The 15,298-nt window shown below is 38.6% G+C and carries 21 protein-coding genes and 2 tRNA genes; 6 read left to right on the plus strand and 17 right to left on the minus strand.

Annotated elements, in window-relative coordinates:
- Positions 1-4: 4 nt before the first annotated feature.
- Genes frhG through frhA form a run of 3 tightly spaced genes read right to left on the minus strand, consistent with a single transcriptional unit; the run spans position 5 to position 2,499 of the window.
- Positions 5-793, minus strand: coding sequence for a coenzyme F420 hydrogenase subunit gamma (gene frhG, locus A994_RS00825; RefSeq protein ID WP_394295002.1), 789 nt, complete (start codon positions 791-793; stop codon positions 5-7).
- Positions 794-798: 5 nt separating this feature from the next.
- Positions 799-1,272 (minus strand): coenzyme F420-reducing hydrogenase, FrhD protein, encoded by a 474-nt coding sequence (gene frhD / locus A994_RS00830; RefSeq protein WP_004029353.1) that lies wholly within the window; start codon positions 1,270-1,272, stop codon positions 799-801.
- Positions 1,273-1,281: 9 nt separating this feature from the next.
- Positions 1,282-2,499 (minus strand): coenzyme F420 hydrogenase subunit alpha, encoded by a 1,218-nt coding sequence (gene frhA, locus A994_RS00835; protein WP_004029354.1) that lies wholly within the window; start codon positions 2,497-2,499, stop codon positions 1,282-1,284.
- Between the two features lie 375 nt (positions 2,500-2,874).
- Here frhA and A994_RS00840 point away from each other — a divergent pair, with 375 nt between their 5' ends.
- From A994_RS00840 to A994_RS00860, 5 genes are all read left to right on the plus strand, one after another.
- Positions 2,875-3,324 carry a PepSY domain-containing protein gene (locus A994_RS00840; RefSeq protein ID WP_004029355.1) on the plus strand — a complete coding sequence of 150 codons (450 nt, stop codon included), beginning with the start codon at positions 2,875-2,877 and terminating at the stop codon, positions 3,322-3,324.
- Positions 3,325-4,044: a proteasome assembly chaperone family protein gene (locus A994_RS00845; RefSeq protein WP_004029356.1), complete on the plus strand. Its 720-nt coding sequence runs from the start codon at positions 3,325-3,327 to the stop codon at positions 4,042-4,044.
- 8 nt (positions 4,045-4,052) lie between these two features.
- Positions 4,053-4,126, plus strand: a tRNA-Arg gene (locus A994_RS00850).
- A 123-nt stretch (positions 4,127-4,249) separates the two neighbouring features.
- Positions 4,250-4,324: transfer RNA gene (locus tag A994_RS00855), tRNA-Arg, on the plus strand.
- A 62-nt stretch (positions 4,325-4,386) separates the two neighbouring features.
- Positions 4,387-5,103 (plus strand): hypothetical protein, encoded by a 717-nt coding sequence (locus A994_RS00860; protein ID WP_157787241.1) that lies wholly within the window; start codon positions 4,387-4,389, stop codon positions 5,101-5,103.
- 577 nt (positions 5,104-5,680) lie between these two features.
- Here the strand turns inward: A994_RS00860 and A994_RS00865 are convergent.
- The 11 genes from A994_RS00865 to A994_RS00915 form a co-directional block, all read right to left on the minus strand.
- Positions 5,681-6,919 carry a TIGR00375 family protein gene (locus A994_RS00865; protein ID WP_004029358.1) on the minus strand — a complete coding sequence of 413 codons (1,239 nt, stop codon included), beginning with the start codon at positions 6,917-6,919 and terminating at the stop codon, positions 5,681-5,683.
- 97 nt (positions 6,920-7,016) lie between these two features.
- A complete protein-coding gene (locus A994_RS00870) occupies positions 7,017-7,790 on the minus strand; it encodes a proteasome assembly chaperone family protein (protein WP_004029359.1) in 774 nt (257 codons plus the stop codon).
- Between the two features lie 74 nt (positions 7,791-7,864).
- Entirely contained in the window at positions 7,865-8,035 is a 171-nt protein-coding gene (locus A994_RS00875; protein ID WP_004029360.1) for an RNA-protein complex protein Nop10, read from the minus strand.
- Positions 8,032-8,811, minus strand: a complete 780-nt coding sequence (locus A994_RS00880) for a translation initiation factor IF-2 subunit alpha (protein ID WP_004029361.1) — start codon at positions 8,809-8,811, stop codon at positions 8,032-8,034. The genes A994_RS00875 and A994_RS00880 overlap by 4 nt, the downstream gene beginning before the upstream one ends.
- An 8-nt stretch (positions 8,812-8,819) precedes the next feature.
- Positions 8,820-8,996 (minus strand): 30S ribosomal protein S27e, encoded by a 177-nt coding sequence (locus tag A994_RS00885; RefSeq protein WP_004029362.1) that lies wholly within the window; start codon positions 8,994-8,996, stop codon positions 8,820-8,822.
- Between the two features lie 8 nt (positions 8,997-9,004).
- Positions 9,005-9,286 (minus strand): 50S ribosomal protein L44e, encoded by a 282-nt coding sequence (locus A994_RS00890; protein WP_004029363.1) that lies wholly within the window; start codon positions 9,284-9,286, stop codon positions 9,005-9,007.
- Positions 9,287-9,399: 113 nt separating this feature from the next.
- Positions 9,400-10,413 carry a DNA replication complex subunit Gins51 gene (locus A994_RS00895; RefSeq protein ID WP_004029364.1) on the minus strand — a complete coding sequence of 338 codons (1,014 nt, stop codon included), beginning with the start codon at positions 10,411-10,413 and terminating at the stop codon, positions 9,400-9,402.
- 13 nt (positions 10,414-10,426) lie between these two features.
- A complete protein-coding gene (gene pcn, locus A994_RS00900) occupies positions 10,427-11,161 on the minus strand; it encodes a proliferating cell nuclear antigen (pcna) (RefSeq protein WP_004029365.1) in 735 nt (244 codons plus the stop codon).
- An 18-nt stretch (positions 11,162-11,179) separates the two neighbouring features.
- On the minus strand, positions 11,180-12,037 hold the full coding sequence (locus A994_RS00905) for a CvpA family protein (protein ID WP_004029366.1): 858 nt from the start codon (positions 12,035-12,037) through the stop codon (positions 11,180-11,182).
- Between the two features lie 26 nt (positions 12,038-12,063).
- Complete coding sequence (locus A994_RS00910; RefSeq protein ID WP_004029367.1) at positions 12,064-12,378, minus strand: transcription factor S; 315 nt, start codon at positions 12,376-12,378, stop codon at positions 12,064-12,066.
- A 265-nt stretch (positions 12,379-12,643) separates the two neighbouring features.
- Positions 12,644-13,048 carry an NUDIX domain-containing protein gene (locus tag A994_RS00915; protein ID WP_004029368.1) on the minus strand — a complete coding sequence of 135 codons (405 nt, stop codon included), beginning with the start codon at positions 13,046-13,048 and terminating at the stop codon, positions 12,644-12,646.
- 6 nt (positions 13,049-13,054) lie between these two features.
- On the opposite strand from A994_RS00915, the gene A994_RS13335 reads away from it, so the two are divergent.
- A complete protein-coding gene (locus A994_RS13335; protein WP_192812690.1) occupies positions 13,055-13,201 on the plus strand; it encodes a hypothetical protein in 147 nt (48 codons plus the stop codon).
- Positions 13,202-13,250: 49 nt separating this feature from the next.
- On the opposite strand, the gene A994_RS00920 is transcribed toward A994_RS13335, so the two are convergent.
- The 3 genes from A994_RS00920 to A994_RS00930 are packed head-to-tail and all read right to left on the minus strand — an operon-like array spanning position 13,251 to position 14,785.
- The gene (locus A994_RS00920; protein ID WP_081580310.1) at positions 13,251-13,955 is read right to left on the minus strand and encodes an endonuclease dU; all 705 of its coding nucleotides are present in this window, start codon (positions 13,953-13,955) and stop codon (positions 13,251-13,253) included.
- Complete coding sequence (locus A994_RS00925) at positions 13,867-14,214, minus strand: DNA-directed RNA polymerase subunit L (protein WP_004029370.1); 348 nt, start codon at positions 14,212-14,214, stop codon at positions 13,867-13,869. Before A994_RS00925 ends, A994_RS00920 begins: the two co-directional genes overlap by 89 nt.
- A gap of 1 nt (position 14,215) precedes the next feature.
- Complete coding sequence (locus A994_RS00930; protein WP_004029371.1) at positions 14,216-14,785, minus strand: exosome complex RNA-binding protein Csl4; 570 nt, start codon at positions 14,783-14,785, stop codon at positions 14,216-14,218.
- Positions 14,786-15,298 lie beyond the last annotated feature (513 nt).

Raw genomic sequence — 15,298 nt, forward strand, 5'->3', positions numbered from 1 at the left:
CCTCCTATAAGCCTAAGTCCTGGTTGATCCTTTCAGCAGGCCACCAGCTTCGTGGGCACTGCACGTAGCAGACTCCACATTTAATACAACGATCACTGTTTATTTCAGGTCTTCCGTTGGTCATGCTCACAGCTCGGGTCTGGCAAGCCATGGCACAGGTTCCACATCCAATACATAATGCTTGGTTCACCACTTTCAGCTGCAGGTCGCAACCACATGCTTCGGTGTAACCAGCCAGATCCATCATGGGCTGTAAGTAGTCCATATCACCGTTTAAGACTGCTACTACAGTTTTGGCAATTATTTCGGGTGATGGTGGGCAGCCAGGTATGGCCAGGTCAACTTTTACCAGATCAGCAATTGGCACGAATGATTCGTGATTTGGTTGTGCTTGCTGTCCTCCTCGGGAGTATCGGGTGAAACAGCCGGTTGCTGCGCAGGATCCGAAAGCAACTACTAAGCCTGCTTTTTCCCGTACTTCCTTGAGTTCATGTAAACTGTGTTCATCTTGTAGACATACTGATCCTTCAACCAGGGCTATGTCCATTTCAGGCATTTCCCATAGGTCTACCAGGGTTTGTCCGTAAACTATATCCACCATTTCAGTAAGTAAAGGTGCTAGGATGTCGTAGTTCTCTGTTAACGACATTCCATCTCCAGTACATCCACTCAGGTGAATGTATCCTATTCTTGGTTTAGCTTTTTCTTCAGCCACTTTTTCAACCTCCTCTTGTGAAGCTTTATTGTCAGGTTTTGCCTCCATTCCAAAAAACGATTTGATGCGGGCTAATATTGACATTAACTAACCCCTATTTCTTTTAATATTAGTTTAATGGCCTCGGGAATGGCATCTTCCACACTTTTGGTTAACCCCATTTCTACATCGGGGGCAGAGATATGTTCTGGCTTGCATCCAATCACCATAACTTCGCAAACATTTGCTAAATCATGTAATGGTTGGTTAACTGGCCATGAATGCACGTTTTCGTAGGAACCTTCGGGTATTTCGTCAACACTGAATTTACGAACTGTACCGGGCTCTGCATTAAACTGTACCACATCCACCACTATCATCTTCTTCCATTCTTCGTGAGGAAGGCTGAACACGAAGTGCGGGCCACCGGTACCTGCATCGATTAACATGACATTATCTGGTAAGGGATTTTCCTTAGAGTAGTCTCCAAGTGCTTTTATTACTTCAGGGCCGAATCCATCATCGGCAAAAAGGATGTTTCCGCATCCGACCACTATTATCTCTGCACTGTATGGCATGCTTTTCCCTTATATCCTGACCATCTCGTTTTTGAGAATGCTCCTGTCTTCATCGTCTACTACGATCATGTGAGTCGCACAGGACAGACATGGGTCGTAGGCTCGGATAACGTGAGGTCCGAATTCATGGTGGAATCCTTCGGTGGCAGGTCCCATAGTGGGTATGTTCCAAGTGGTTGGTACCAGACAACTGTAGAACTGAGTTTTTCCATCGGCAACTTGAGCCATGTGAACATCCATTCCACGTGGTCCTTCAATAGCTCCGACTCCCAGTTTGTTAGTTCCAGTTACATCGAAATCAGCCATTGTTGGTGCAGATGTGTCCAGTTCACCCAGAATGTCTATACATTTGGATAGTGCGGTTTTCATCTCCAGTGCTCTGGCTACGTGCTGAGCAACTACACCTCTTTCGGTGAATCCTCCGTACACTGATGCCCTGGCCCTTGGACCTACTTCAACATTCCTTCCATCGTAGAGAGGGATGGTTGAACAGGCTCGTTTAGCTACTTCTGGGTCATCATACCAACTTTCTGGCATTATTTCTGTGAATCTGTCCAGATCGAAGTTTTCCCGGTCACCATATAATATATCAGTGGCGAGTGTTGGTGCGTTTGTTACACCTAATCCTTCTGGGAATCCTTTGTCTGCAACTAAACCAATGATTAACTCGACGTGAGCATCTAATTTTGGTTTGAGTTGTTTACATCGGGCATATAGCCTTTTTCTTGCAACTTCACTTATGTTATCAGCCATTCCACCGATCCTTACATCGGATGGGTGTATTCCTTCCCCAGCTACAGTTTCCACCACAGACTGGGCGGTTTTTCTGATTTCAGATACTGATTCTACTGCGGTAGTGAACAGATTTTCTGGTACAACATCAGGAGCTATAAGGAACTGGTGTATAGCGTGGCTGTTTACGTGATGAGCAGCAAGAGTAAGTTCTCTTAGCTGTCTAGCTGCTTTTGGTATTTCTATACCTAATGAATCATCCATAGCTTCTACTGAAGCAAGGGTGTGAGGTATTGGACATACACCACAGATCCTCTGCACCATTACTGGTGCGGATTCTGGGGCTTTACCTGTTACCATCTTTTCTAAACCTCTAACAGGAGTAATACTGAAGTATCGGCCTTTGGTTACTATTCCTTCATCATCTACTTCCATGACCAACTCTGCGTGTCCTTCCTGTCGTGAGGTTGGCGATATAACTATTTTTTCGCTCAAATGTATCACCTCTTAGTTTTTATAAGAACATCATTATCTCTAACTTTTAAATAATATTATAAGCTTTTCTTTAAAAATCAAAATGAAAAATTTAAATAGCAGTATATACTTAACTATAAGCTCCTATAAAAATCAGAAAAAAATATATATAATATTTTATGGGTGGTTCTTTTTATTGGAAGAAATTATGGGATTAAAAAACCAATATAACGAAAACATAAGAATTAAATCTTCAAAATCTTAATATACGATTATATTCTTAATATAAGATCAAGGAATATATTAAGAGAAAATATAAATTCTTCAACTGAGAATAAAAAATTGGTCTTAAGTATATTATACCCATAGTAAAAATAACCTAAAAGAGGTGAGCTGATGATAGACTCCAAAATTCTGGTATCGGTGGTTATAGTCCTTTTAATTGGTGTGGCTGCCGCGGGTTACCAGATATCCACCCAGACTCCAGGACTATGGCAACCAGTAACATCAACCAGTGCGGATACAAGCCAACAATCAAGTTCAACCACTGGAACTGATTCTGGAAACCAGCAAAGTTCTGCATCCAGTGTTTCAACATCTTCCAGTCAGAAATCAACTGCATCAGGAAGTGATACTACCGTGAAGATATCCTCTTCAGAAGCTAAATCCATTGCTTCAAAATACATTCTACAGGAAGGGGCAACTGCCGGAACTCCTAAACTGACTACTTACGGTAGCACCAAAGCTTATTTAGTACCAATTATAATGAATGGTAACCAAGTGGGAGAAATATACATAGATGCCCAAACTGGTAAAAACTTAGGCGGAGCTGGGGGTGTTTCGTAGATGGTAGAAATGGTGGAAACTGAAGTAGAATGCTGTAAAATAATATCTAAGGATGTTGAAAATGCAACAGTCATTGAAGGATCCCCTGAATTAGGGCTTATTGGTAACATAGTGGGATGGCTTCTAGTGGAAGAACTAAAAATGGAGGAAATTGGACATATTGAGTCTAAATACTTTCCACCTCTAGCAGTTCTCTACAAAGGAGTAGCTATACACCCATTCAGAATTTATGCTGCCGATAACCTGGTTCTATTCCTATCAGACTTCGTGGTTCCACCAAATGTTACCTACGATATGACCAATGTCATAGTTGAATGGATGAAGCGAAATAACAGTAAAGAGCTCATCACCCTGAATAGCATTGCAGTCAGGCAGAAAACCAACGGAGTTGCAGCTGCTGCCAATTCTCTTGAAGGGTTAAAACTGTTAGGAGACCTTGATCTTCCTATACTTCCATTTGGAAACATAAACGGACTATCTGGAACCCTGTTAACCCGTACCATGACCAGTGATATTCCTGCCTCATGTCTGTTTGCCGAGGTATTAAATCAGTATCCTGATCCCCGTGCAGCTGCAAGTGTAGTGGATGTTTTAAATAGGATGTTGAACATAGAGGTTAACTCCGAGCCACTTTTGAAAGAAGCCGAAGAAATCGAGTCAAGACTTAAAGAACTGGCTCAAGCGGTTCAGGGCGAAGGAGAATCACCTGCATACAGTTAAATTCATACGGGCCCGTAGCCTAGTTGGATAGGGCGTCGGACTTCTAATCCGAAGGTCCCGGGTTCAAATCCCGGCGGGTCCGTTACTTGTACCCTTTTTAAATATAATATCAAAACAGGCAGGATATTGTAAAAGTACTGTAAAAATATAAAATTATAGTGAAATAAAAAAAATAATTAAATTGGATTGCTTAATAATTCAACATGGGCCCGTAGCCTAGCCAGGATAGGGCATCAGACTCCTAATCTGAGGGTCCCGGGTTCAAATCCCGGCGGGTCCGTTATTTTCATATAATTTTTTATATACTTATTTTTTTAAAGTTATTAAACATATTTAATGCACATGAATAATGAAAGCCTAATTAAAAATGCAAAAGAAGACGCCAAAGAATTATGTCTTTTCCAATTCCTTCATCTTATAAAATTAGGATTTATTTTTAATCATTGTATGGCCTTTAAAGTAGAAATGAAAGAATCTAAATATAATTTAAAGGCATATATAGAAGAAGATCAGGAAGGAGTTTATGAACTTGTTATTGATGAGGATAGTGCTCCATTATTCAAAAAACAGACATTTAATGAACTTTATATCATATCGGGAGTCTCAATATTTGAAAAATGTTGTAAAGATTGGTTTAAATGGGGTTTAAAATATAACCCGAAAAGGATTAAATTTTTTAACAAAAAAATTGAAATTCGCGAAATTATAGAATCAAATGATCCAAATGAAATTTTTATTAAAAAAATAACAGATAACATAAATTTTCAAAACGTTCAAATTTCTAGTGAATATTTTAAAAATGTCTTTGGATTAAACATATTTGAGAGTAGGGAAGAAAAATATTCTATGCAGAAATACATTGATCATAGACATATAATTTCACATAATTGTGGGTTTGCAGATTTTAATTACGTTAAAAAAACTGGAATCACTGAAGAACATATAGGCAACGTAATGGCTTTGACAGATAAAGATCTTGAAGAATTTAACAATCTGATTTATAATTTTATTACAAAAATAATTCTTAATTTTCCGCCAATAATTTATGATAAAATTTGATAAAAATTAAAGAAATTTCAATTTTACAGTTTTAACCCCAAACCCAATGAATAAAAAAAAGTTAATTGAAAAAAAATATTCAAACAACTATTAGTCCACAAAAAATGCTTTTATTCTGCCGGATTTCTGTTTAAAAATTGTGTCATTAAAGATACTAAAATGAAACCACCAATAATTGTTCCAAGAATCACCCATGAATAGTCCATAGCAATACCCATTATAATACACCTCAAATTTCTTTTTTTATTTTCAACATTTAAGTTGTGCCAACAGCTAAGTTAAGCATTATTTTAATAAAATTTGGTTAATCGAATTAACACTACATATCTTAAACTTGGATTAATCATCAGATTATAAAAACTTTTTCCATGACTTAATTGATCTAACCATGACTTAATTTTTATGGACTTATTGTGATCATTTACCAAGCTTTTAAAGTATTTCATATTTTTAAATATTTCCTATAATACATCTGCTAAAAAAAATGAATGAACAAAACTCTGCATTTATGAAAAGGAACAAAAATCATCATTTTCCACTAAAAGGGAAGAGTGAAAAATGACTGTGAAAAATCAATCTATAAAAAAGAGTCCAAAGAGGATTTTGTGGAATTTTCTTCGTTGAAAATTAATTCCCCGTATTTTCCACCACCACCTACTTTTATTTGCAGTGTTTTATCCCGGAATGCCTGTATTCTACGGGCCAGTTCTGGATCGATTTCCACTAACTCTTCCAGGGGAGCATCAATGAGTGCCGAGATTTCATCACCGAATTTTAAAATGAGTTCCTGCCATATCCTTTGCACGAACTTGGTGGTAACCCCTTTACTGTAGGTGAGGCTTATGATCTCTGCCAGGGGCATGATATGAATATAAGGGGGCCTGTGTGGAGGGTGGTGTGGTTTATCCCAGGTGGCCAGTTCTTCCACACGATAGTCCACCCCTTTTTTTATGGTACCACCACAGGGACATTTCATGTTCATTTTGATGGCTTCTTCAGGATGGAACTGCTGGTAACATTTGGTACAGGCAGTGTGATGATACTTACCCAGTCTCGGGTCAAACCCATAGTTTGCAGTGATCTTCTTATCAGCAATTGCACTAGCTAGTGAAGGGAAGTTCAGATCTTTAACGTTAATTTCATTAAACTCACGTCCCAAACGATGGGGCCATGGAGAATGAGCATCAGAGTTGGTGAGGAAAGGTATATCCTGTAATTCCTCAATGCGATCTGCCATGTCCGTGTCTGCAGAGAGTCCAAGCTCCACAAAATCGGGTGTTTCACTGTAACAGTCCATTATACTATTATATTCTTTGTAGATGCTGGTCCATGGTGTGAATGCATGGGAGGGTCCCATTATACATCCATTTTCAATGGCTAATTCCTGTATTTCAGCACCGCTCATGCGTACTCTGGGCCTACCATCAGAATCCAGGTTTCCTTTAAGTTTTTTCCTCATCTGGTATGCTGCTTCAAAGGAAGGGATGAGGATTAGATGGTGAACTCTTTTGGAATCTTCCACTTCCGAAGTTAGAATTAGTTTGGTTTCTGGATTTTTGGAAATCCCCTCTGGAATTTCTTCCTGGAGAAATTCATTGTGCATTTTCTTGCTTTCGGTGATCCTGAAAATCCCTTCAGCAGCTTCTTCAGTGGCTTCTTCTATCATACTAAGCCAGCCCTGATGAAATGCATCACCAGTTGCAACTAAATGCAATCCTTTAAGACTTCCCTGAGATGATAATAGTTCAGGAGTCATGTTTTTAGATGTGGCCATGGAGTAACGGCCGTGAATATGCAGATCAGCCCTTATAATCATGTTTTTACACCCTTTCTTAAATAAAATACTTTAAATCATGTAAAAAGAAGAATAAAATAAAAAATAAATAAATTAATTAATTAATTAATTAAGATTATTAACCTATGTATCGCAGGTCTTCTTCTCCCGGTGCGATGTTCATCCGTTCAGCCATTTCCCGTTCCATCTGCTGAGCTTTACTGATCATCTTGCGGGTTTCTTCAGCCCGTTCTTCCAGTTTCGCCACATCTACTTCGATTTTAAGTATTTCAAGTAGAACAGTGAGCACTGCTTTGGATGCATCGGCATCAATGAAGTATCCTGGTGTTTCACCCATTAAACAGGCACCATTCATGCCCCTGGAAATTCCTAAGCCCAAAATAAGGCCAGATGCACCTATTATTCCACCATCAGCTGATCTTAGGGTTACTTCATGTTCTTTGAGCATTTGAGCCAGTTCTTTGTTGGTGGCTGCTCCAAAAACCTTTGGTTTTTCCACGGGTTGGCCTGTTCCCAGACCACCAAGGGTGTATATTTCTTTAACACCATATTTTTCAACGAAATCTAATATATGTCCACAGATTTCGTATTGACCTTCTGGACTGAGTCCCTGAGTGTTTCCTCCTAGGAAAATGAAATCTCTCTCATTTTCTCCCTGGCTTTTTAGGTAATAAAACTCATTTTTCATGGGCTCTATGAGTCCATCTTCATCTACAAAGACCTGTGGGGGGAATGATGGTGAGTAAAGTTCTGCGAATTTTTCGGCCCCTAGTTCGTGTATGATGTGCTCTGCAACCAGTTTGCCCACGTGACCTATACCGGGTAGGGCTTCAATAAATATGGGATCATTGAGATCCACTGCTTTAATCATTTTTATGAAGGTTTCATTCATCTAAAACACTCCTACATGACTAATAAATGATTATTATGATATTTCCCTTAATCAATAAGGTGGGATCATGAGGATTAAGGAGATTCACTGAGTTGTTTCTTGAGTATTCTTCGGTATTTACCGTATTTATCCTCAGGAGAATAGCGTGGAGGATATATTACTTCAATTTTTCCTCCACAGTGCGGGCAGTGGTCTTTAAGGGTGTATTCCTTGCAGGAACTGCACCGCATCATTTTCATCTTCATTCTAATTCCCGGTGGAACTCACCTGTGCCACCAGCTTCTAAAACAGTTGCAATGGCTTCATCTGCTGCAGCTTTAAGAAGGGTTTCGGCAGTGATGTAATCCGATGATTTAACCAGCAACCGATAACGTGGCGCACCAACGCATTGTACGGCTATGTTATCCTTATTGATTGACGTAAGGGCGTTGCGTATTATATTCACGCCATCAGGGGCGTAAGAAGTTAAATCAACGTATCCGGTGATCTGTACTTCAGGTGGAGAGATGTTCTTTTGGGCTACTTTAGTTATGGCATTAGCCCATATTTCATCCATTCCTCTTTCTATGAGGGAATCTGCTCCTTCTTCAGCAGATATTTCAAATGCACCGTAGAGATCTCCAAATTCTTCCATCATGGCGTAGCCTACTTCATCGTAAGCTGCGTCCAGATCCTTGTCTATACTTTTTGCTGCAAATTCCAGGAGTTTCTCTGCTTTTTGTTCGATTTTCCACTGTTGGATCTTACGGGTTCTTTGATCTTCCCTGATCCGTTTCATGGAAACATCAACATGGCCCTTTTTAGGGTTAACACGGAGTACTCGGGCAACAATCTTCTGATTTTCCCGTACGTGGTCCCGAATGTTCTTAACCCATCCAGCAGATACCTCGGAGATGTGTATGAAAGCTTCTTCTCCAGGGTATTCTTCCAGTTTGGCAAATGCGCCATAATTAAGGACCTTATGCACGGTGGCCACGATTAAATCGCCTTCTTGTGGCCACTTATGCTTCATTCTTACCATTAAAACACCTAGTCCAGAACTTCGATTATTTGGGCTACAACTTCAGATCTTCCGCCCTTAGATTTTACCAGAGATTTACCACAGATGATGCACTCCACTTTAGAGGCAGCATGATCAAAAACAACTTGTTGGTTGCCACAGTCTCCACATTTTACTCTTAAAAAGTTACTTTTACTTTTTGACATTTTTTCACCTACTGCTGAATGAACTCTACTTTTCCAGCACGGAATGTTGAGCGTTTTATGTGGGATTTGTTGCACTCTTTACATTTGTATCTTAAGTCCAGTTTTTTAGTTGGTTTGTTACCTGAAGGTAATGGTCGAGGGTATCCGCGGTAACCACTGGTTACACGCCTGAATTGACGTTGACCCCATTTTAATTCGCTGGCTTTTCTTCTTTTTGATTCTAATACTGTGTGAATTGTGTGTTTCTTGCAATTAGGGCAGTAAGTTTTCCTTTCTTTAGGAATCTTCATATAATCACCTCGTTGGCTGTAAAAATAAGTCATCTGACCCGTAAAATTGATTAATGGTCCTCGGACTATTATAAAAAGCCTGACTCTATATCTCGCTATTTATATTTCACTGTTTATTTATACCTTTGGATGGACTTACCTTTTTGGTTCTTGATAAGTATACGGGCATTGGGTTCAGGCATGGTTATGATGTCACCAGGATGGAATGGTCCGTAAACCTTACTATCCACCCCCATAATAGAAGGCAGTTCATCCAAAATCATTAAAATCTCTGTGGATATTTTATGAAGACCAGAACTATTTTTTGATACTTTTGATACATCAGTATTTACTGGTTGAACTGTATCTTCATTAAATTCCCTTTTTAAATTATCAGGAGTATCCGACCTGTCTTTCGGAGTTCCTGGTTTAATCTCTCCTGAAGAACCAGTGCCTGACTTTTTAGAACCCTCTTTTGATGGTTCCCTACCAAACTGCCTGTATATTTCATCCTGAATTTCAGGAGGAATCTCATCCACTGCAGGGTTTGTCCTTACAGAGTTTTTTATCCTTTCTTTAGAAATTGAAGCATGGTTAAAACTTTCAGTTCCACCTATGTTACTTTCAGTTCCACCTATGTTCTGCTCATTAATACCCTCATCAATAGGGTTTACCTTTACTTCATCTTCAACAGGTTTAGAAGTTCTTTTAGGTGAATTCAAAGCACTTGATTTAATATCTTTTTTATGAGAGTAAGATACAAGAGGAGATCTCATCTCCACCCTGTAGGCAGTTAAAGACTTATAAATCTCCAGGTATAGTTTTTCCTCTTCAGGAGTGGAATTTGATGGAATTTTAGGCCTTCCATCTTCTCGAGAGTTTTTAAAAAGATGATACGAACGCTGAGCGTTCATCACTGCACTATTGGTTATTTTATACTCTCTTCTCTCACAAATTTCAACCACTATTCTCTGAGCATCACGAAGAAGATATGATTCAAATGAAAAGGGATTACTATCTATCCTTTCCATTAAAAGGTTGAAATAACTGGAGATCTGTTGATAAAAATCTTCTCCCACAGGGGATAGACTACTTAAACTCCTTTCCTTTTTTTGGATCTCCCTCAAATTCTGGAAAAATTCATCCAACCCTATTCCTCACTTATTCCTCACTTTCTATCCGGGGTGCTAGAAGGAAACTCAGTTCACCCTCATCAGAAGCCATTTTAAGGGCAAGATTCAAGGGCATGTCATTTCCAAGCCTTAACACTGCAGATTCTGAGAATTTATCAGCTTTTAACATCTCTTTAACTTTTTCTAGGGAAAATATTGATCTAGCAGATTCCTCTATCTTCTCTCCATGCAGGTACTCGATTTTAGCATCCCCAAACTCTCCCTCTGCCGAGGCTTCGAATTTTTCCTCATTCACATGAAGAGATATCTTATCAGAAACTATGCCAATGTCCTGAATAGAGTCTTTAAGAAGACTGAAAGGCACTTCAAACTCTGTGGGATACTCAAGTTGTGGAGGACTTGGAGCCTCGTATTCTATGTCTATAAGACGGATCTTGAATTTTCTGCGGGCTTCACCTTCAAATGATAATATAAGGTTACCTTCATCCACAGTAAGCTCCACCATGTCCTCTGCCTTTGCCCTTTTTAAGACCTTCATCAATTCTTCGGTGTCCACGTTGATCTTCATTGGCTCATCACACTGGTATTCATCGAATACTCCTTTTTTGAGCTCCAGGTGGACGAAAGTAATGTGACTGCGGTCAAGAGCATCCAGGCGCAAGCCTTCTTCATCAGCCTGCATCTGCACTTCATCTACAATGGATGATATGGCATCAAAACTTGTCTTCAAAATATTGGAATCACTTAAAACTGCCTTGAACATGTACATCCTCCTTATATATTACTTTTTATCATTCTCCTCTATATTACCCTTTTGTTTTCCTTTCTTATCATTGGAGTTTTCCTTAGAATTAACTTTCTGATTTTCTTTATTATCCTTCAACTCCCCAGAATCCTGGTCTTCAGCTACTTCCAGTTCACTGTGTATGTTTTTTAGAAAACTTGCTTCTAAAATTCTGCGGGCAAAAATACTTGCAATTATCAGCACCCCCACCAATACTAAAAAAGCAGAAATCACTGCTCTTTCACCGGATACTACATTATCCGCAACCCTTACTGGGGAGCCCAATAGATATAATACTCCCACGATGATAAAAAGTGCTCCAATTATTCCCCCAATGATTTTTACAACCTGTTCCTTATTGGATTGGAACTTCCTGTAAAAGTCAAATTTCATGAGTTCCTGACTTAAATGAAAATCGTGTGAATCAGATGAACTTTTATTATCTTTTTCCGTATTATCCTGAGATTTTTCTTCAGAACCTTTAGCCGGAGTATTAGGTGAGAATGAAGAGGGTTTAGATGAATCCATATCCCCATTAGTCAAAAAATCTCTGAAACGCCTTTTGGGTTTTTTATCCGTTAATTTATCCTCAGCAACATTATCAGTTACATCATCAGGCTCACTAATTGATTCATCTTCAATCCTAGCGGTTAAACCCTCTTCAAACCTATTATTTGATTTATCTTCAACCTTATCAGTTGAACTATTTAGAGGTTCGTTTTTAGATTCTTTGGATTCATTAAATTCAGCGGATTTATTCGATCCATCCTGTGCAGAGGATACTTGAGATGTTTGAGATTCATCAATTTCAGAGATTGGCTGATTTTGACTTCCCTTTTTGGGTTCTTCTTCCAATTTAAACATCTCCAATCTAATTAAATTTAATCGTACTCTCTCCAGGTTTGTCCACATTTAGTGCATCTTAAAAATCTGGTTTCAGATTCATCAGCCCTTCTAGTCTGTTGTAACCACCAGAATGCCAGTCTATTGCCACACTTAGGACATACTGCCTTGGTTGTGGGTAGAGTTTTAACATCATCACCTGTTACAATTACATTCTCTTTAGGGGCTACTTTCTCAGAAACCTCATATTCGCTTAGGGATTCCTTGGTTATCTTCTTTTGGTAACCGCATGAACATTCGAAACGGTCACCTTTAGGGAACAGTACTGTTCCGCATTTAGGGCAAAATTCCATTTAAATCCTCCTAATAAGATTTAACATATTATACTATTTGAACGATTTAATATTTTTGAATTAGTTTGATATTTGAATTGGTTTGTATCTGCATATACTATTTTATGCTGATTAAATTCGTAGATTAGTATATTTCCTTAGTATATTTCCAGTTAATAATAATTTGCTAATTATAATGATTTTACTCTTTGACAGTGCCATGATGATTTCTTAAGGGGTGATCTAAGATTGACCGAACATTCCAATTATTCTAATTATATTCTAATTATTTTTTTTCCAAATTGGGATATTTTTTTAAAGCATCCTCTAAGATTTTATGATGATCAAAGGCCAAATTCATCATCATTGCCTCACCAGCTGTAAAACAGGAGACTTCAGCAGCATCAGTATCTGCCATAAGTTCACCCCCATTCAAATTCGCCAGGAAACACACCGTAATCATGTGCCCCCGGGGATCTCTTTTTGGATCTGAATAAACTCCCAATAACTCTTGAATTTCAATAATTGCCCCTGTTTCCTCATTAACTTCCCTTACAACCGCCTCTTCAACGGTTTCCCCATATTCGACAAATCCGCCGGGAAATGCCCATGCACCTTTATAAGGAGGGTTTTTACGCCTTATGAATATTATTTTCCCATCAAAAGTTGTTATTACTGCATCAACAGTCAATAAAGGATGTTTAAAGCTTGTAATAATGTACACGTCCCTTTTTTAATGAAGCTATTACCTGCAGACATACCAAGACAGAACTTTACCGGAACCCCCAATTACCATGAAGTTACTTGTCCATTCCATCTTCATGTAGAAAAAGCATGTTTTTGATGCCCTCCCCCAAATCATCTGATAGAATACTCAAATATTACCTGATAGCTCAAGCATTTCCTTTAGATTCTCCAGTGGTTATACCAGCAGCTATGATATGTGCTACCCTGATTGGTTCTGGTATCGCACTGCGGGTTGTGGAAATTTTCACAATCTCACGGGCATCTTCTTCACTGATGCCACAGAACTGCATGTATACTGGCTCCTGGTTGATATTATCAACTTTATAAATATCCCCTGCTTTAAGGATATTATTCCACCTTTCTTCCCAGTCCGGAAAATTTTTTAAAGCCCTTTTGATGCGTGGCATATCTGGATACTTGCGCATGATAACTATAACCGGCACTCCAGTTTTCTGAAAGATCTTCTGGATGTTAACCACATTAAAGCCACCAAATGTAATGCCATCTAGCATCAGAACCCCCAGCTGTTCCAGGTGTCGGGAGCCATTAACCATCTCAATCAAAGAGCAGGTTGCATCAGTGCCATCCACTGTTACCTGTGTGCGGAGCACTCCATCCAACCAATTTCCTGCTCTAAAAAGAGTTCCAACAAGCATGACCTGTTCCCCACTGTGAGGGGCAAACGGAGCATCATCCACTCCCAGGATTCTAATCTCTGGTTTAATGTTTCTGAACTGCTTGATGGTTTGACACTCTTCTATTTCACTTTTTCTTGGCTGCTTTTTTGGTGGTTTTCTTGGCTGCTTTTTTAGCTGGTTTTTTGGCCTTCTTCTTTCCTTTAGTTTTTCCATCACCATCAGATTCAAGAAGCTCTTTAAATTCATCACATCGAGATTGTAGAGTTTCAGCTGCAACTTTAAGGGATTTTTTAGGATTTTTACCCCTTAAATAGAGTTTTGGTTCCCCAATAATGGGATGTTCAATCACGTATGCAGCAGCTTCCACACCCTTATCTTCCATAAGGGTCTTTCGCAGAGCATTGCAGAGCGTGTGGGTTTCTCCTGTGATTTCTATTTCTAATTCATTTTTCTTATCAGTTATAATCTTCATTTTATCCCTCGTAATCTGAAGAGATGTTTCTGGTCTCTTTTCTGCCACAGTTAGGGCATTTAACTTCTTTTTTGCCTATTTGTTTCATGAAATGTCGGCAGTTAGTACACATAGCCTTCAAAACGCCCAGTTCAGTTTCAGCAGTGGTTAGATCAGCGTTGTCCACTCCCATCACCTTGGTGACCCGGGCTTGTATAAGATCCCCAATATGGAAATCATCAGTTAATTTATCTACATATCCCTTTCTCGCCTGAGAAATATGTATAGCTCCTAAAAACGTGATCGGAAGACTTCTTTTACTGTTCTTGATTCCTTCTACATCAACTAATGCTCTTTGTCCCCGAACATCTCGTATTTGCCCTAAAACTACGTCTCCCTTTTTTAAGATTGCAGGGGATTTTGTTTTGGGAATTATGGATATTTTTTTGTTTTTCTGGTCTATGGTTACTGTTCCCGCCACCAGGGACCTGATTTCACCATGGTCATCATAGGTCCATTCTGACGGAAGAAACTCCTCAGTGACTCCTAATGCGTCACCCGGAAGAACGAAATCTCCGTTTTTTGCTTTCATTTAATTCACCTCATTTAAAAAAACAAGTTTATTGACTAATTCATTGTTTTTTTTGTTTTTTTATCTTTAATATTCAAGAGTGATTTATTCCACTAATTCCTATCTTAAAAAATATTCAAATCCCAATCCTCTTGAAAAGATTAACCAATTGCAATCACTAAATATTAATATTGCACATTAAATGTGCACATAATCACATTTACATCATAATTTATGATTACAAATATAAAAGGCACCTATTTGATTGGAGAATGGGGGATTAAATAATTATTTGGAATATAAATTGTATGCACAATGACCATTAATTTTTCTGTAGTATAATAAGATTAGGTGAACTTGATAACCAAGTAACGGATTTTACATAGATAAATATGGCTTATTGACCATGATTGATTGAGGATTTAATAAAGTGTGTTATTAAAATGTTGTGATAATTAAATTATGATTTACGATATGATATTTGATGATATTAATTAGGTAATTGGTAATTAATAGGAATTGGATTGGAAACTT

This window comes from Methanobacterium formicicum DSM 3637 (genome assembly GCF_000302455.1).
GTDB classification, from domain to species: Archaea; Methanobacteriota; Methanobacteria; order Methanobacteriales; family Methanobacteriaceae; genus Methanobacterium; species Methanobacterium formicicum_A.